This is a genomic window from Micrococcus sp. PSi08, assembly GCF_054960655.1.
Genome location: NZ_JBHNYP010000017.1, coordinates 44331 through 61337, shown reverse-complemented (window position 1 = coordinate 61337; position 17007 = coordinate 44331). Strand labels below are relative to the sequence as shown.

The following is a 17007-nucleotide window of genomic DNA, read 5'->3' as shown; positions in this document are numbered from 1 at the left end:
CTGGCCGTCGTCGCCCGCACCCCGATCACGGGGGTGCGCAAGGTGATCGCGGACCAGCTCTCCCGCTCGCGCCGCGAGGTCCCGGAGGTCACGGCGTGGCTGGACGTCGACGTCACCGCCCTGCTCGAGCTGCGGGCCGCGCTCAAGGCGAAGGACCCGGAGAACGCGCCCTCGCTGCTCGGCCTGATCGCCCGCTTCACCCTGGCCGGCCTGCGCCGGTACCCGGTGATGAACGCGCGCATCGAGGCGGGGGCGGACGGCAGGGACGAGATCGTGGAGGTCGACGGCGTCCACCTCGGCCTGGCCGTGCAGACCGACCGCGGCCTCATGGTGCCGTCGGTCGAGCACGCTGAGAAGCTGTCCGCGGACGAGCTCACCGCCGCCATCAACGACACCGTCAGCCGCGCCCGCGCGGGCCGGGCCGCCCCGGCCGAGCTCACCCGCGGCACGTTCACGCTGAACAACTACGGCCCGCTGGGCACGGACGGCGCCACGCCGATCATCAACGTGCCCGAGGTCGGGATGCTCGGCATCGGCCGGATCATCGACCGCCCGTGGGTCGTGGACGGGGAGATCGTGGTCCGCAAGGTCACCGAGATGACCGTGACCTTCGACCACCGCGTCACCGACGGCGCCACCGCGAGCGCGTTCCTCACGTTCGTGGCGGACTGCCTCCACGATCCGACGGCGGCCCTCGCCCGGATCTGATCCGGACGATCCCGGCCCGCCTCAGCCCCTGACGAGCCCTGCGATGTGGCGGCCATTCCTCGCGGATGGCCGCCACATCGCAGGGCTCGTCGTCTGGTGGGCGTGCGGGGAGGGGTCAGTCCGCGCGGCCGCGGCGGAAGGCCGTGCCGAGCGCGCCCCACAGCAGGACCGCGGGGGAGGCGCTGAGCAGGATCCCGGCCGGCTCGGCCGCCGGGTGGGGGCCGGCGCCGCTGGTCGCGGGGGTGTCGAGGGTGAGGGCCAGCAGCGTCAGCCCGGCCGCCAGGCCCGCGACGCCCAGGGACCAGAGCGTGGCCTCCACGCCGCGGGCGCCGCGCGGTGCGGGCCGCGGTGCGCCGTCGTACCGGGCGAACGGCACGGCGAGCAGGCCCCAGGCGGCGGACACGAGCGCCGCGGCGGCCATGTCCGACGGCCGGTGCCAGGCCTCCGTGTAGGCGACGGCGCCGGTGCAGGAGCTCACCACGGCGCCGAGGACGGTGGTGAGAGGTCGCCACCGGGCGGGCACGAGCAGCAGCGCGGCCACCGCGGCGCCCGTCGCGAGCGTCATGTGGCCCGAGGGCAGTGAGTTGCCGCCGGACCACGGGACCCCGTCGGCGTGCTCGGGCCGCGGAAGCGCCGCCTTGAGCAGCTGCGTGGTGAGGTTGGACCCGGCCAGCACGAGGAGGGCGAGCAGCCCCCGCCGCCGCCACCGGGCCACGGCGAGCGCGCCGAGCGAGGCCAGCGCCATGCCGACCGCCAGCCCGAGCGGCAGGATCCGCACCACCTGGGAGGCCACGTCCGGCACGGTGTCCCCGTAGCGCTCCTCGACGGCGCGGAACACCTGGTACTCGAGCACCTGGCCGGCGGAGGACCACACCAGGGCGGCGTAGACCAGCACGACGCCGGCCACGCACGCGGCCAGCGCCAGCCACCACGTCCACGAGGGGAGGCGGCGCGGGGCGCGGGTGGTGGGGGGCATGGGTTCCATTGTGTCGGACGCGCAGCCGTCATGCAGGCTTCATCGGACGGTCACGCCTCCGTCGCCGTCCCGTCCTCCGCGCCCCTGAGCCGCCTGCCTAGCCTGGGGCCATGACCCGCGTGCCCCCCGCCCACGGACATCGCCCGGCCCTCCGCGACTCCACCGGCTCGGCGCCCGGCCCGGGCGTCGAACCGGGCGCCCGGCCCCGTCTCTCGGCCGAGGACCTGCTGGCCGCCCGGGACGCCCTGGCCCCGTTCGGCCGGCTGAGCCGGCAGGAGCCCATCGAGTGGGCCGCCGAGGAGCCCCTCGCCCCGGACCTGGCCGACTTCTACCGCTACGTGGGGCCGGAGTGGCTGGAGATCGACACCCTCGGCCTGCCCGTGATGTTCTTCCCGCTGGACCGCCTCTGGGACGAGCAGGCCGGCTACCGGTGGAACCACCGCACCGGTGCCCTGCTGGTGGACTGGAACGAGGACTGGACGGTGGTGGCCAAGCAGGGCGCCGACCCGTTCATCCACGCGGCCTCCACCGGTCAGGTGCTCATGGCCCCGGGAGACGAGGGCTGGGAGGACCGCCTGGACGAGCCGCGACCGGTCTTCCGGGACCTCACGGAGATGACCCGCGCGCTCGCGGCCGTGGGCACGGCGTGGGCGCGCTTCGACGACCCGTTCACCGTCGACTGGCATCTCACCGAGGAGGTGACGACCGCCGTCGTCGCCGGCCTGGAGGAGGTGCTCGGCGCCCACGACCGCGCCGTGGACCTGGCCCGAGCCCTCGGCTACCTCCGCGCCGTCTGAGCGTCGGCGCCGCCGCGGGAGCCCCACCCCGCCGGCGCCCGTCGGAACGGGAGCCGAGCGCCCTTCCTACACTGGCCGCATGAGCACCGCCCCCGCCCTGCCCCCGCTGCCCGGCGCGCCGGGCGGTCCCGCCCTGCCGAGCATCGAGGAGCTGCTGGCCGACGCCGTCGCGGTCGCCCTGCCGATGCGCGTGCGGTTCCGCGGCACGGACCTGCGCCACGCCCTGCTGCTGCGCGGCCCGGCGGGCTGGGCCGAGTTCTCCCCGTTCCCGGAGTACGGTCCGCACGAGTGCGCCGCGTGGCTGGCCGCCGCGATCGAGGCCGGCTGGCAGGACTGGCCCGCCCCGGTCCGCGAGACGGTCCCCGTCAACGCCACCGTGCCCGCGGTGGCCGCGGACGACGTCGAGGCCGTCCTGGCCCGCTACGGCGACGGCATCACCGCGGTCAAGGTCAAGGTGGCGGAGCACGGCCCCGAGGGCGAGCTCGTCCCCGGCAGCCGCGAGGCCGACCTGGCCCGCGTGCGGCGGGTGCGCGCGCTGCTGCCCCACGCGCAGGTCCGCGTCGACGCCAACGCCGGCTGGACGCCCACCGAGGCCGTGGACGTGCTCACCGCGCTGGCCGACGTGGGCCTCGAGTACGCGGAGCAGCCCGTGCCCGGCATCACCGACCTCGCGGAGGTCCGCGCGGAGCTGCGCGCCCGGGGCGTCCCCACCCCGATCGCCGCGGACGAGGCGGTCCGCAAGGCCGAGGACCCCCTCGCCGTCGCGGCCGCCGGGGCCGCGGACCTGATCGTGGTGAAGGTCCAGCCGCTCGGGGGCGTGCGCCGGGCCGCGGCGATCGTGGCGGCCGCGGGGCTGCCCGCGGTGGTCTCCTCAGCGCTGGACACCTCCGTGGGCATTGCCGGCGGCGCCGCGCTCGCCGCCTGCCTGCCGTCCCTGCCGCACGCATGCGGGCTCGGCACCGCGGCCCTCTTCGAGCACGACGTCGTCGCCCCGGCCTGGGGCCCCCGCGCGGGGGCCCTCCCGGCACCGGGGGAGCGGGCACCCGCCCCCGACCCGGGCCTGCTCGACCGCGTCCGGGCGGACGGGGCGCGGCAGGCGTGGTGGGCCGACCGCGTGCGAGCGGCCCACGCGGTGCTGGCCGCGCAGGGCTGACGGGCCCGCCCGGTCCCCGTCGGCGCGGGGCATGTGAGACGGATTACAGCACGCCGACGGGACGAAATCCGGCGGCCGGGAAGAGTTCAACTCGCGGCCACCTGGGCGTGGCTCCCCGCTCGGAGCGAGGGGCCAGGGTGATGGCGGCCCCGGTCGGTCTCACCCCGGGGTCGTCTCCGGCCCGGCACCGGATCCCGGACCATCCCCACGACGCGAAGGACCCCGTCATGCTGAAGCGCCTCCTCCCCATGGCCGGCCACACCCGTGGCAACCGCTCCGCCGTCACGTGCGAGCTCAAGTGCGGCAACGCGTGCGCCCACCCGGTGCCCAACACCTCGGCGAACCCGACCTTCCAGCAGATCGCGGAGACCGCCATCTCGCGCCGCTCCGCCCTGGTCGGCGGCACCGGTCTCGCCGCCGCCGTCGTCATCGGCTCCCAGGTGGCCCAGGCCCCCGAGGCGCTCGCGGACAACGGCCGGCGCCCGACCGGCGGCGGCAAGCTCCCCTTCGAGCCCATCGCCCCGGTGACCCGCACCGTGGACACCATGACCGTGCCGGAGGGCTACGACTGGGGCACCGTGATCCGCTGGGGCGACCCGCTGTTCGCCGACTCCCCGGAGTTCGACATCGAGCACCAGACCGGTGCGTCGCAGGCCGCCCAGTTCGGCTACAACAACGACTACCTGAACATCATCACCGACGGCGGCAACGACCGCTCCGGCTACCTCGTCTCCAACCACGAGTACACCAACGAGAACATCATGTTCTCCCCGGAGTACGTCGCCTCGAACTTCGAGGACGTCGTCAACGTCGGCCTCCAGGCCCACGGCCTGTCCATCGTGGACCTCAAGCGCGCCAAGCGCGGCGCCCAGTGGGAGTACGTCCGCGGCGGCCGCCGCAACCGCCGCATCACCGGCACCACCGAGTTCGAGGTCCGCGGCCCGGCCGCCGGCCACGCGCTGCTCAAGACCGTCGAGGACCCGACCGGCACCCGCGTGCTGGGCACCCTGAACAACTGCGCCGGCGGCACCACCCCGTGGGGCACCGTGCTCTCCGGCGAGGAGAACTTCAACCAGTACTTCAAGGGTCGCGGCACCGCCGAGGAGAAGCGCTACGGCATCTCCGCCTCCGCCACCCGCCGTGGCTGGGAGAAGGTCCACGACCGCTTCGACCTGACCAAGCCCGGCTACGAGAACGAGGCCAACCGCTTCGGCTGGGTCGTCGAGATCGACCCCGAGGACCCCACCTCCACGCCCGTGAAGCACACCCTCCTGGGCCGCTTCAAGCACGAGGCCGGCACCGCCGTGATCTCCCCGTCCGGCCACGCCGTGGTCTACTCCGGCGACGACGAGCGCCACGACTACCTGTACAAGTTCGTCTCGGCCGAGAAGGTCCGCGAGGGCGACAAGAAGCACAACATGCGCCTGATGGACAAGGGCACCCTCTACGTGGCCAAGTTCTCCGGCGACTCCCCGGCCGCCCAGATCGACGGCAGGGGCACCCTGCCCTCGGACGGGGCCTTCGACGGCTCCGGCGAGTGGATCGCCCTGGCCGACGAGAAGACGTCCTTCGTCCCGGGCATGTCCCTGGCCGAGGTCCTCGTCTACACCCGCCTCGCGGCAGACAAGATGGGCGCCACCAAGATGGACCGTCCGGAGGACGTCGAGACCAACCCGGTCACCGGCAAGGTCTACGCGGCCCTGACCAACAACACCAAGCGCACCGCCGTGGACGAGGCCAACCCGGTCATCGGCAACCGCGACGGCCACGTCATCGAGATCACCGAGCGGGGCGGGGATCACACCTCCACCACCTTCACCTGGGTCATCCTGCTGCTCGCCGGCGACCCGGCGGTCTCCTCCTCGGCCTACTTCGCCGGCTACCCGAAGGAGAAGGTCTCCCCGATCTCCTGCCCGGACAACCTGGCGTTCGACTCCGAGGGCAACCTCTGGATCTCCACCGACGGCCAGCCCGGCACCATCGGCTACGCCGACGCGCTGCACAAGGTCACCCTCGACGGCGCCGAGCGCGGCCGCGTCCAGCAGTTCCTCGCTGTCCCCCGCGACGCCGAGACCTGCGGCCCCGTGATCCACGACCGCGACAACTCCGTGTTCGTCAACGTCCAGCACCCGGGCGAGGACGGCACCTGGGGCGCGCACACCTCCTACTTCCCGGACTTCCTGAGCCCGACCGGCCCGGTCCAGGTGGGCGACAAGGTCGCGGCCCCGCGTCCGAGCGTCGTCCAGGTGTTCAACGCCACCGGGAACAACGGCATCGGCAAGGGCGCCGGCAAGGAGAAGGGCAACAAGGGCAAGGGCAACAACGGCAAGGGCAACGGCAAGGGCCCGAAGGGCTGACCCCCGCCTCCGCGAGGACCCTCGACGAGGCCGTCACGGCCGGCGCCACCGCGTCACCGTGGCGGCCTCGCCGCGTCCGGGGCCCGTCCGCGCCCGGGCCTAGACTGGTGGCCACCATGACCTCCGTCGACTCCCTCTCCGTGGCGCGCGCCGTCGCCACCGCCCTGATCGACGCCGGCATGCGGGACGCGGTGGTCTGCCCCGGCTCCCGCTCCGCCCCGCTGGCCTACGCGCTCGCGGCCCTCGAGCGCGCCGGCGAGGTCCGCCTGCACGTGCGGGTGGACGAGCGCTCGGCCGGCTTCCTCGCCCACGGGCTCTCGCTGGCCTCGGGGCGCCCGGTGGGCGTGCTGACCACGTCGGGCACCGCCGTCGGGAACCTGCTGCCCGCCCTGATGGAGTCCTTCCACGCCGGCACGCGCGTGATCGCGCTGACCGCGGATCGTCCGCCCGAGCTGCACGGCACCGGCGCAAACCAGACCACGGGCCAGAGGGATGTGTTCGGCACGCACGTCCGCCATGCCGCCTCCCTCGGCTGCGAGGGGGCCGACGGCGTGGACGCCGAGCAGCATCTGCGCCACGTGCGGGCCACCGTGCGCCGGGCCCTGCTGGCGGCCGAGGGGGTCGTCGCCGAGACCGGTCCCGACGACGGCGGGCCCGGTCCGGTGACGATGGCAGAGGCCCCGGCCGGACCCGTCCATTTGAACCTGCACTTCCGCGATCCGCTCGTGCCGAGCCCTGAGGAGGCGGCCGCCATGGGCGCCGCCGCCGCGGTGCCGCACGCCCCTGTTCCGGCCGTCGCCCCGTCCGGCGCGAGTCCGGCCCCCGCCGCCGCGTCGGCCTACCGGGCACCCGGGGCGGTGCTCTCGGGTCTGCCCGAGCTGGACGTCGCCCGCCTGGACCAGCGGCGCACCGTCGTGCTGGCCTGTCACGGCGCCGGCCCCGCGGCCGCCGCCTTCGCGCTGTCCCTGGGCCTGCCCCTGCTGGCCGAGCCGTCCTCGAACGCGCGGTTCTCCGCCAACGCCATCGCCGCCTATCCGCTCCTGCTGGGCGCGGCCGGCGGGCGCGACGCGGACGCACACCCTCTGGCCGCCCGCATCGAACGGGTCGTGCTGTTCGGCCGGCCCACGCTCACCCGGACGGTCAACGCCCTGCTGGCCCGCCCCGACGTCGCCACGGCCCTGCACGCCCCCGAGCCCGCACCGTGGTTCGAGCCGGGCCGGCGCCGGGAGACGCCCGTGGAGACCCTCGAGGAGCTCGCCGCCTTCGCCGGGCAGGGCGAGCCCGGCTGGCTCGCCGCGTGGCAGCACGCCTCGATGCGCGCCCAGGCCGCCGTGGAGGACGTGCTCGTCACCACCGACGCCGGCGACCGGCTCAGCCCGCAGACGGTGGCGCACGTGAGCGCCGCCATGGTCCGGGGCCCGCTCGTGCTGGGCTCGTCCTCGGTGATCCGGGACGTGGACCTGACCTGGCGGCCCCCCTCGGCGCCGGACGCGGAGGTGTACGCCAACCGCGGGCTCGCCGGGATCGACGGGACCGTCTCCACGGCCGCGGGCGTCGCACTGGCGCGCGGACGGCGGACCGTGGCCCTGCTCGGCGACCTCACCGCCCTGCACGAGGCGGGCGGCCTGCTCGTGGGCCCCACCGAGACCGAGCCGGACCTCGACCTCGTGGTCGTCAACGACGACGGCGGGGCGATCTTCGCGAGCCTCGAACACGGGGCCGTGGCCGAGGCGCCCGGCATGGCGGACCCCGTCGAACGGCTCTTCGGCACCCCGCACGGCGTGGACCTGGCCGCCCTGGCCGCCGCGTACGGCGTCCCGCACACGCGGGTCACCGACCGCGTCGACCTCGTCCGAGCCCTCGCCGACCCGGTACGGGGCCGGCGCCTGCTCGAGATCCGCTGCGACCGCGCCGACCGCCCGCGCGTCGCCGCCGCCCTGGCCGCGGCGGTGCGCGCCACGTTCCCGCCGGCGTGCCCCGTCCCGGACCCCGCGCCGGACGCCGGCCCGGCCCCCGCCCCGCCCACCGCCGAGCTCGCCGCCGAGGAGGCCCCCCAGTGACCGACACGCCGACGTCGCCCGCGCCCGACTCGACCCCCGCCGTCGTGCGCCGTGCCGACGTGCTGATCTCCGGCTGCGGCCCCGCCGGCGCCACCGCCGCCGCCCACCTCGCCGCGGCGGGGCTGGACGTGGTGGTGCTCGAGAAGACCGCGCACCCGCGTGAGAAGGTCTGCGGCGACGGCCTGACCCCGCAGGCGGTCCGGGAGCTGCAGCTGCTCGGCGTGCCCCACCGGGGCGAGCCCGGCGACGACGGCGGCTGGCGCGTCATCCGCGGCCTGCGGCTGCGCGCGGGCGAGCGCAGCGTGGACGTGCCGTGGGCGCCCACCCAGACCTGGCCGGACTACGCGCTCACGCGCACCCGCCGCGATTTCGACGCCCTCCTGGCGGACCTGGCGCGCACCCGCGGCGCCGAGGTCCGCGAGCGGCACGCCGTCACCGGCGTCGTGCGGGACGAGGCCGGACGCGTGGTCGGGCTGGACGCGGAGCTGATCGCGCCGAACGGCCGCAAGACCGGGGAGACCGCCCGCTTCACCGCGCCGATCGTGCTCGCGTGCGACGGCGTCTCCGCCCGTGCCGCCGTCTCCGCGGGCCTGCACCGCCGCGAGGACCGGCCCATGGGCGTGGCCGTGCGGGCCTACTACACCGCCGGCGCCGCCGTCGACGGGGCGATCCCCGCCCCGCCCGGCGACCGCGGGGAGTGGATGGAGTCCTGGCTGCGCCTGCCGGATGCCGAGGGCAACCCGCTGCCCGGCTACGGCTGGCTGTTCCCGCTCGCGGACGGCACCGTGAACGTGGGCCTGGGCATCCTGGACACCTCCCCGCAGTTCGGGAAGCTGGACTACCGCGGGCTGCTGAAGTCCTGGACCGGGGCGCTCACCGCGGACTGGGGGATCGCCGAGCAGACGCGCACCTCGCGGATCCTCGGCGCCGCCCTGCCGATGGCGTTCAACCGCACCCCCCAGCACGTGCCGGGCATGCTCCTGGTGGGCGACGCGGCCGGCATGGTCTCCCCGTTCAACGGCGAGGGCATCGGGTTCGCGATGGAGGCGGCCCGCCTGGCCGCGGACCTGGCGGTGCAGGCGCACGCGGCCGGGACCGACGGCGCCGCGGACGCGATCCTGTCCCGTTACCCGGTGATCACCCAGCACCTGTGGGGCCGACACTTCGCCCTCGGCGCCCGGTTCGCCCGCCTGATCGGCGATCCGCGCGTGATGAAGGCGGCACTGGGCGCCGGGATGGCCGCACCCCCGCTGCTGCGGGCCGCGGTGAAGGTCATGGGCAACACGGTGGACGCGCGGGGCGGCGACGCCGTCGACCGGGCCGTCCGCGTGCTCGAGGCGCTCACCCCCGCGCTGACGACCGCGGGCGGCGCGCCGTTGGGTAGGCTTGCCCGGTGACCACCGCAGACCCCGGCTTCGCCCTGCCCTCCGGCTTCGAACCCCTCGCCGAGCACGGCCGTGTCCTGGAGGTCGTGCTGACCGCGCTCGAGCAGGTCGAGGAGCAGCTGGACAGCGCCCTCGGCTTCGACGACCTCTTCTCCGACACCGCCGCCCACCACCTGCTGGCCGCCGGCGGCAAGCGGGTCCGTCCGGTCCTGACGGTGCTCGCCTCCCTCCTGGGCGACCCCGCCCTGGCCTCCGGCGAGGTCGCCGACGTGGACGCGCCCGCCCGCCAGGCCGCCGTCGTGATGGAGCTGACGCACCTGGCCACGCTGTACCACGACGACGTGATGGACGAGGCCCCCGTGCGCCGCGGCGCCCCCGCCGCCCACCGGCTGTGGGGCAACTCGGCGGCGATCCTGGCCGGCGACCTGATCTTCGCCCGCGCCTCCCAGCTCATGGCCGAGCTCGGCCCGCGGCCCGTGCAGATCCAGGCGGACACCTTCGAACGCCTCGTGCAGGGCCAGCTGTGGGAGACCCGCGGCCCGGCCGAGGGTGCGGACCCGATCGAGCACTACTACGCGGTGCTCTCCGGCAAGACCGGCTCGCTGATCGCCGCGGCCGGCATGCTCGGCGCGCTGCTGGGCGGAGCCGACGAGGCCGCCGTCCAGGTGATGCGCGCCTACGGCGAGAAGGTGGGCCTGGCCTTCCAGCTCGCCGACGACCTGATCGACCTCACCGGCGACGCCGAGCGGATCGGCAAGGTCCCCGGCACGGACCTGCGCGAGCGCGTGCCCACCCTGACCACGCTGCTGCTGGCCCGCGCCGCGCAGGGCGAGGGGCCGGAGGCCGAGGACGCCCACCGGGTGCGCGCGCTCGTGGACGGGCCGCTCGACTCGGACGAGCAGCTGGCCGCCGCCGTCGCCGCGCTCACGGGCCACCCCGCCATCGACGAGGCGTGGGCGATCACCCGTGACTGGGCGGAACAGGCGAAGCAGGCGCTCACCCCGTTGCCGGACTCCGCCGTGAAGGCGGCGCTCGAGGCGTTCGCCGACTACGTGGTCGGGCGCTCGGCCTGACGCCGCGGTCGGAGGCGTCGCCGCCTCGATCCGGGGCGGCCGCTCAGTCCAGGCGGGTCGGGGCGGGGTCCAGCGCGGCCGCGAGCTCCCGCGCCTTGCGGGCGCGGACCTCCGGGGCCACCGGGTGGCGCAGCTGCCGGTAGAGCATGTCCCCCTCGAAGCGGGGGAACACGTGCAGGTGGTAGTGCCACACGTGCTGGTTGCCGGCGGGCTCGTTGTGCTGGCGCGTGGAGACCCCGTCCGGGGCCCACGCGCGCTTCATGGCCAGCGCCACCTGCTGGGCCATCAGGGCGATGCGCTGCAGCGCGCGCGGGGGCAGGTCGTAGAGGTTCTCGTAGTGCTCGGCCGGGCAGACCATGGCGTGGCCCTCGTGGTCGCCGAACCCGTCCACGGCGATCAGCACGAGCAGGTCCTCGTCCTGGTAGACGGTGTCCCCGAGCTCGCACCGGTTGCCCGGGTCGGAGACGTCGCCGGCCACGAGCCCGCAGAACGGGCAGACGTAGTCGTCCGGGGCGTGGGAGACCGGGGCGGGCGTGGTCACCGGTCCAGCCCCTCGCCGTCGTCCTCGGGGTCTTCGAAGGTCCACGCGAGCAGGTCCGTCAGGAACTCGCTGAAGGTGCCGCCCTCGTCCTGCCACTCGCCCTCGGGCGCGTCGGCGCCGGCGGAGCGCCGCCACACCAGCGGGTCCGGCAACGCCAGGTTGTCCACCGGCAGGCCCCACACGACCGTCTCGTCCGCGTCCTCCAGGAACATGAGGAAGCCGTCCCGCACCTCGAGGTCTTCGGGGTCCCACACGTAGTGGTCCGTCTCCATGAGGTCGCCGCAGTTGCCCAGGGCGAGGTAGAACTCGCGCAGGGCGGCCGGGATCATGAGCCCGGCACCGAGCTGCTCCGCCGCGGGGGACTGGGCCAGTCGGGCGTCGACGTCGGCCGGGGAGAGGCCGTCGTCCTCGGCCCAGGCGTCGCCCAGCAGGTCCGGGACGAGCCGCTGGAAGGCCGGGAGGTACACGGGGGCGGGGGGCTTGGCGGGCATGTCGTCAGTCTAGGCGTGCGCGCCCTGCCCGGCCCGGACCGCCCGACGCTGCAGGCGGGAGGCGTTCAGCTGGTCGAGGGTGAAGACCGCCAGCGAGAGCCAGATGAGCCCGAAGCCCGCCCAGCGGGCCGCGGGCATCTGCTCGCCGAGGACCGTGACCGCCACGAGGAACTGCAGGATGGGCGCCGTGTACTGCAGCATCCCGAGCGTGGTCAGCGTCAGGGAGCGGGCCGCCGCCGAGAACAGGATGAGCGGAACGGCGGTGAGCACGCCGAGCCCGGCCATGAGCCAGAAGTGGCCGGGCCCCTCGGTGACGGTGGTGAGCAGCCCGGCCTGCGCCAGCAGCACGCTGCCCACCACGAACACGGGGATCAGCACCACGGTCTCGGCGGTCATCGCGGTCACCGCGTGCACGGGGGAGGGGAAGCGCTTCTTCACGAAGCCGTAGAGCCCGAACGAGGTGGCCAGCCCGAGCGCGATCCACGGCACCTGCCCCATCGCCGCGGACATCACGACGACGGCGGCCACCGCGATCCCGACGGCCACCCACTGGCCCCGCCGCAGCCGCTCCCCGAGGAAGAGCACGCCGAGCAGGACATTCACCAGCGGGTTCATGAAGTAGCCCAGCGACGCCTGGAGCACGTTGCCCGTGGTGACCGAGACCGCGTACAGCAGCCAGTTCACCGCGATGATCCCGGCGGCCAGACCCGTGGTGCCCCAGCGGCCGGGCGTGGCCAGCGCCGTCCCCAGCTCGCGCAGGCGGCGCATCACGGTCAGCAGCAGCAGGCAGAAGATCAGGGCGAAGCCGATGCGCACCACCACGATCTCCAGGGCCCCGGCGGGCGCGAGCACCGCCATGTAGAGCGGCAGCAGGCCCCACACGAAGTAGGCGGTGAAGCCGAGGGCCAGCCCACGCGGGTCATCGGCCGGGGCGGGGGAGACGGTGGGCAGGGCGCCGGTGTCGGGGGCGGCGCCGTCGGGGGTCACGCCGGGCCGGACAGCGGGGGAGGAGGGGCTCACGCGGACCACTGTACGGTCCGGGTGAGCACTCTCACCCAGGTTCCTCCCGGTCACGGCGGTAGACTGGGGGGTCGATCCCGCGCGCCGGTGCCGGGCCTTGCCCCGCGCTCCGCCGGCGTGCCCCGCCGTCGTCGAAAAGGACCCACCCACCGTGACCGTTCGCCCTGACCGCCCGTTGCGCATCGCCATCATCGGTGCCGGACCCGCCGGGGTGTACACGGCGGACATCCTGACCAAGGAGGAACGGGACTTCCGTGTCAGCATCGACCTGTTCGACCGGTACCCGGCCCCGTTCGGCCTCATCCGCTACGGGGTGGCCCCGGACCACCCGCGCATCAAGGGCATCGTCACCGCCCTGCACAAGGTCATGGACCGCGGGGACATCCGTTTCCTCGGGAACGTGGACTACGGCACGGACCTGAGCCTGGCGGATCTGCGTCGGCATTACGACGCGATCGTGTTCTCCACCGGTGCCGTGCGGGACGCGGCCCTGGACGTTCCCGGGGTGGAGTTGGCCGGCTCGTTCGGTGGCGCCGACTTCGCGTCCTGGTATGACGGGCACCCGGATGTGCCGCGGCACTGGCCGTTGGAGGCCACGCAGGTGGCGGTGATCGGCAACGGGAACGTGGCCCTGGATGTGGCCCGGATCCTGTCCAAGCATGCCGAGGACCTGCTGCCCACCGAGATCCCGGACAACGTGTACCGGGACCTGGCCGCCTCCCCGGTCACGGACGTGCACGTGTTCGGTCGGCGCGGGCCGGCGCAGGTGAAGTTCACCCCGCTGGAGCTGCGGGAGCTGGCGCACTCCCGGGATGTGGACATCGTGCTGTACGAGGAGGACTTCGACTTCGATGCGGCCTCGGAGAAGGCGATCGAGGAGAACAACCAGGTCCGCACCATGGTGGGCACGTTGACGAACTGGCTCATGGAGCAGGAGGACCGTCAGCAGAGCGCCTCGCGTCGGCTGCACCTGCATTTCCTGCAGGCCCCCGAGGAGTTCCTGGACGAGGACGGCGACGGCCGGGTGGACGGCCTGCGGATGCGCCGAATGGAGCTGGACGGTTCCGGTGGGGTCCGCCCGACGGACGAGACCGTGGACTACCCGGTGCAGGCGATCTACCGGGCGGTGGGCTACTTCGGTTCGCCCGTGGAGGGGGTGGAGTTCGATGAGGTGCGCGGGGTGATCCCGAACGCGGAAGGCCGGGTGCTCGACGCGGACGGTGCCCCCGTGCCGGGCCTGTACGCCTCGGGGTGGATCAAGCGGGGCCCGGTGGGGTTGATCGGGCACACCAAGGGTGACTCCCTGGAGACGATCAAGCATCTGATCGAGGACGAGCCGGGGCTGTGGACGGCCCAGGAGCCGTCGGAGGAGTCCGTGATCGAGCTGCTCGAGTCCCGTGAGGTCCCGTACACCACGTGGGCTGGTTGGCATGCTCTGGATGAGCATGAGAAGTCCTTGGGTGCGCAGGCGACGGAGGCCGGGCCGGTGGCGCGGGAGCGGGTGAAGGTCGTGGACCGGGAGGAGATGACCCGCATCTCCCGCGACGGGGCCTCCGTCCCGACCGCCTGATCCGGGGCGGGCCCTGGCCGCCCCGGCGCTAGGCTTCCGGGGTGGCCCGCCTCCTCCTCGACATCACCCCGCTGCGGGTCTCACCCGCCTACCGGCGGCTGTGGCTCGGCAACACGCTCGCGTACGTGGGCACGCAGCTCACGCTCGTGGCGGTGTCCCTCGAGGTGTTCGCCCTGACCGGCTCCTCGTTCGCGGTGGGCCTGCTCGGCCTCGCCGCGCTCGTGCCGCTCGTGGTCGCGGGCCTGTACGGCGGCGCGATCGCGGACCGGCACGACCGCCGCCGCGTCGCGCTGACCTCCTCGGCCGTCATGTGGCTGACCACGGTCGGCATCGCCGCGCAGGCCTGGGCCGGGCTCGAGTCGGTGCCGGTGCTGTACGCCCTCGTGGCCCTGCACTCCGGCGCGTCCGGCATCAACCAGCCCACCCGCGGCGCGATCATCCCCGCGCTCGTGGGCCTGCCGCTCGTGCCGGCGGCGAACGCGCTGAACATGATGACGTTCTCCGTGGCCCTCATGGTCGGCCCCGTGCTGGGCGGCGTGCTCGTGGCGGCGGTCGGCTACGCGTGGACCTACTCGATCGACGTCGTCACCTTCCTGGCCGCCCTGTACGCCGTGTGGCGGCTGCCGTCCCTGCCGCCGCAGCAGGCCGAGGCCGCGGCCGCCTCGGGCACGCGCGGGGGCCTGGCCTCGGTGGTCGAGGGCCTGCGCTTCCTCGGCTCGCGACCGAACCTGCGGATGACCTTCCTGGCGGACATCGTGGCCATGACGACGGCGTTCCCGCGCGCCCTGCTGCCCGCCATCGGCGCCGTGGTGCTCGGCGGGGGTGAGGCCGCCGTCGGGGTGCTGCTGGCCGCGATGGCGGCGGGCGCGTTCCTCGCGGGGCTGTTCTCCGCTCCGTTCACCCGCCTGCATGCGCAGGGCTGGGGCGTGTACGTCTCGATCCTCGTGTGGGGCGGGGCGGTGGCCGCGTTCGGCGGCGTGGTCTGGTGGGCACAGTCGCTGCCCGACGGCGATCCCCGCCTCACGCTCGCGTTCGCCCTCGCCGCGCTGTGCATGGCGGTGGGCGGGGCCGCGGACTCGCTCTCCGGCGTCTTCCGCGGCTCGATCCTGCAGTCCGCGACCCCGGACCACCTGCGCGGCCGGCTGCAGGGCGTGTTCGTCGTCGTGGTGGCGGGCGGGCCGCGCCTGGGCGAGCTGATCACCGGCGGTGCGTCCGTGGTCCTGGGGGAGGGGCCGACCCTGCTGGCCGGCGGTGTGCTGTGCATGCTCGGCGTGAGCGCGCTGATGCGGTGGCAGCCCGGCTTCCTGCGCTACGACGCCCGGAACCCCACGCCCTGAGCAGGCGCGGGGTTCCGTGGCGGTGGCGAGGCGGGAGGCTGCGAGCCAGCGAGCGCCGGGGATCACCAGGGAGCGCCGAGCCCGACGTTTCTGCCCGTGAGCCAGATGATTCTGCTGCAGATCGGGCCGCGAGACCGCCGAAACGTCTGGCTCGCGGCGGCCTGAGCCGCCCTCCGCGGGAGCCACCACGACGACGGCGGCCGGCGAGTCAGCGGTCGCGGCCGGCCTGGAGCGTGGCCGGGACCGCGCCACCCAGGCGCGTCCAGTGGCGGACGAGGTCCTCGTCCGGGGCCGCCTGGAGCGTCTCGCGGGCCGCCTCCTCCGCCTTCTTGATGCGGCGCTCCAGACTCTGGTCCGCGCCCTCGTAGGCGGCCGCGTGCCGGTGGGAGCGCAGCGATCCGACGTCCTCCGTGCGACGTTCCACCACCGCGAGCTGCTCGGCGATCGCGTCCTGGTTGGCGCGCTGGGCCTTCAGGTTCGCGGGGGCGAGCACCTGGGCCACGAACCCGTGGTCGAGGAGGAGGCCCCGCGGGGCGGCGACGCCGTGACGCAGCGCGAGGTCCACATGGTCGTCGAAGGTCAGGAGCATGGCGGCCTTGGCGAACTTCAGGTCGTCGACCGGGCGGCCGTCCACGCGGGCCCGGGCCCGCGCCCGGCCGATCGTGGTGTCGGCGGACCACACGGCCCCGCGAGGGTCGATCAGGTACAGCATGGGGACTCCTGGTGGGATCGGAGGGGAGGCGGCGTGCGGATCAGCGGAAGTTCACGAACTGCAGGTCCGCGTCCTCGAAGTCCTTGAGCATCGCGATGACCGACTGCAGGTCGTCGCGGGACTTGGAGGACACGCGCAGCTCGTCCCCCTGGATCTGGGCCTTGACGGACTTGGGGCCCTCATCGCGGATCAGCTTGGTGATCTTCTTCGCGGTGGGCTGGTCGATGCCCTCCTTCATGGTCGCCTCGATGCGGTACTCCTTGCCGGAAGCGAACGGGGCGCCGGCGTCGAGGGACTTGAGGGAGATGCCGCGCTTGACGAGCTTGGACTCGAACACGTCCTTGACGGCCTTGACGCGCTCCTCGGAGGAGGCCCTCATGAGGATCTTCTCGCCGGAGAAGTCGATCTCGGCGCCGACGCCCTTGAAGTCGTAGCGCTGGGCGATCTCCTTCTGCGCCTGGTTCAGGGCGTTGGACACCTCCTGGCTGTCCACCTTGCTGACGACGTCGAACGTGGAATCGCTGGCCACGGGTGCTCTCCTTCAGGGTCTGCGGACGGGGTGCGCCCGTCGACGACGGCCACTGCGGGGCCGCGCCGGGCGCTCTGCGGGCCAGCCTACCGGGGACGGCGGACGCGGTCCCGGGCCGATTGGCGGCGTGGCGCGGGGATGCTGTACAGTCGACTCTCGCCCGGCCGGTGCGGTCGTCCTCGAGACGCCCGGCAGCCGCCGGGTGGCACGGCAGATTTCCCGAGCGGCCAAAGGGGGCTGACTGTAAATCAGCTGGCATTGCCTTCACTGGTTCGAATCCAGTATCTGCCACCGGAAC

At 74.4% G+C, this 17007-nt stretch carries 15 protein-coding genes and 1 tRNA gene; 10 read left to right on the top strand and 6 right to left on the bottom strand.

The window, feature by feature from the left end; all coding sequences use genetic code 11:
* Positions 1-708, top strand: a 708-nt coding sequence (locus tag ACFI33_RS07545) for a 2-oxo acid dehydrogenase subunit E2 (protein WP_462623911.1), incomplete at its 5' end; no start/stop codon positions are given.
* Between the two features lie 115 nt (positions 709-823).
* Here ACFI33_RS07545 and ACFI33_RS07540 read toward each other — a convergent pair.
* The gene (locus ACFI33_RS07540; RefSeq protein ID WP_036339439.1) at positions 824-1684 is read right to left on the bottom strand and encodes a phosphatase PAP2 family protein; all 861 of its coding nucleotides are present in this window, start codon (positions 1682-1684) and stop codon (positions 824-826) included.
* Between the two features lie 110 nt (positions 1685-1794).
* Between ACFI33_RS07540 and ACFI33_RS07535 the strand changes: the two genes are divergently transcribed.
* The 6 genes from ACFI33_RS07535 (at position 1795) to ACFI33_RS07510 (ending at position 10509) form a co-directional block, all read left to right on the top strand.
* Entirely contained in the window at positions 1795-2481 is a 687-nt protein-coding gene (locus tag ACFI33_RS07535; protein ID WP_036339435.1) for a hypothetical protein, read from the top strand.
* Between the two features lie 79 nt (positions 2482-2560).
* Positions 2561-3634 (top strand): o-succinylbenzoate synthase, encoded by a 1074-nt coding sequence (locus tag ACFI33_RS07530; RefSeq protein WP_036339432.1) that lies wholly within the window; start codon positions 2561-2563, stop codon positions 3632-3634.
* 227 nt (positions 3635-3861) lie between these two features.
* On the top strand, positions 3862-5991 hold the full coding sequence (locus tag ACFI33_RS07525) for a PhoX family protein (RefSeq protein WP_174233337.1): 2130 nt from the start codon (positions 3862-3864) through the stop codon (positions 5989-5991).
* Between the two features lie 116 nt (positions 5992-6107).
* Positions 6108-8051 carry a 2-succinyl-5-enolpyruvyl-6-hydroxy-3-cyclohexene-1-carboxylic-acid synthase gene (gene menD / locus ACFI33_RS07520; protein ID WP_095346401.1) on the top strand — a complete coding sequence of 648 codons (1944 nt, stop codon included), beginning with the start codon at positions 6108-6110 and terminating at the stop codon, positions 8049-8051.
* Positions 8048-9448, top strand: a complete 1401-nt coding sequence (locus ACFI33_RS07515) for a geranylgeranyl reductase family protein (protein WP_095346300.1) — start codon at positions 8048-8050, stop codon at positions 9446-9448. The genes menD and ACFI33_RS07515 overlap by 4 nt, the downstream gene beginning before the upstream one ends.
* The gene (locus tag ACFI33_RS07510; protein WP_036337060.1) at positions 9445-10509 is read left to right on the top strand and encodes a polyprenyl synthetase family protein; all 1065 of its coding nucleotides are present in this window, start codon (positions 9445-9447) and stop codon (positions 10507-10509) included. Before ACFI33_RS07515 ends, ACFI33_RS07510 begins: the two co-directional genes overlap by 4 nt.
* Positions 10510-10552: 43 nt before the next feature.
* On the opposite strand, the gene ACFI33_RS07505 is transcribed toward ACFI33_RS07510, so the two are convergent.
* Genes ACFI33_RS07505 through rarD form a run of 3 tightly spaced genes read right to left on the bottom strand, consistent with a single transcriptional unit; the run spans position 10553 to position 12570 of the window.
* Positions 10553-11050 (bottom strand): HIT family protein, encoded by a 498-nt coding sequence (locus tag ACFI33_RS07505; protein WP_036337071.1) that lies wholly within the window; start codon positions 11048-11050, stop codon positions 10553-10555.
* The gene (locus tag ACFI33_RS07500) at positions 11047-11541 is read right to left on the bottom strand and encodes a hypothetical protein (RefSeq protein WP_036337079.1); all 495 of its coding nucleotides are present in this window, start codon (positions 11539-11541) and stop codon (positions 11047-11049) included. The genes ACFI33_RS07505 and ACFI33_RS07500 overlap by 4 nt, the downstream gene beginning before the upstream one ends.
* 9 nt (positions 11542-11550) lie before the next feature.
* Complete coding sequence (rarD, locus tag ACFI33_RS07495) at positions 11551-12570, bottom strand: EamA family transporter RarD (protein ID WP_044659539.1); 1020 nt, start codon at positions 12568-12570, stop codon at positions 11551-11553.
* A gap of 142 nt (positions 12571-12712) precedes the next feature.
* Between rarD and ACFI33_RS07490 the strand changes: the two genes are divergently transcribed.
* Positions 12713-14131, top strand: a complete 1419-nt coding sequence (locus ACFI33_RS07490; protein WP_036383925.1) for an FAD-dependent oxidoreductase — start codon at positions 12713-12715, stop codon at positions 14129-14131.
* A 41-nt stretch (positions 14132-14172) separates the two neighbouring features.
* A complete protein-coding gene (locus ACFI33_RS07485) occupies positions 14173-15468 on the top strand; it encodes an MFS transporter (protein WP_036383922.1) in 1296 nt (431 codons plus the stop codon).
* Between the two features lie 208 nt (positions 15469-15676).
* Here ACFI33_RS07485 and ACFI33_RS07480 read toward each other — a convergent pair whose 3' ends face one another.
* Both ACFI33_RS07480 and ACFI33_RS07475 read right to left on the bottom strand, forming a co-directional pair.
* Positions 15677-16180 carry a hypothetical protein gene (locus ACFI33_RS07480; protein ID WP_036383920.1) on the bottom strand — a complete coding sequence of 168 codons (504 nt, stop codon included), beginning with the start codon at positions 16178-16180 and terminating at the stop codon, positions 15677-15679.
* Positions 16181-16220: 40 nt separating this feature from the next.
* Positions 16221-16709 carry a YajQ family cyclic di-GMP-binding protein gene (locus ACFI33_RS07475; RefSeq protein WP_036383893.1) on the bottom strand — a complete coding sequence of 163 codons (489 nt, stop codon included), beginning with the start codon at positions 16707-16709 and terminating at the stop codon, positions 16221-16223.
* Positions 16710-16918: 209 nt separating this feature from the next.
* Here ACFI33_RS07475 and ACFI33_RS07470 point away from each other — a divergent pair.
* A tRNA-Tyr gene (locus ACFI33_RS07470) sits at positions 16919-17000 on the top strand.
* The last annotated feature ends 7 nt before the right edge of the window (positions 17001-17007 follow it).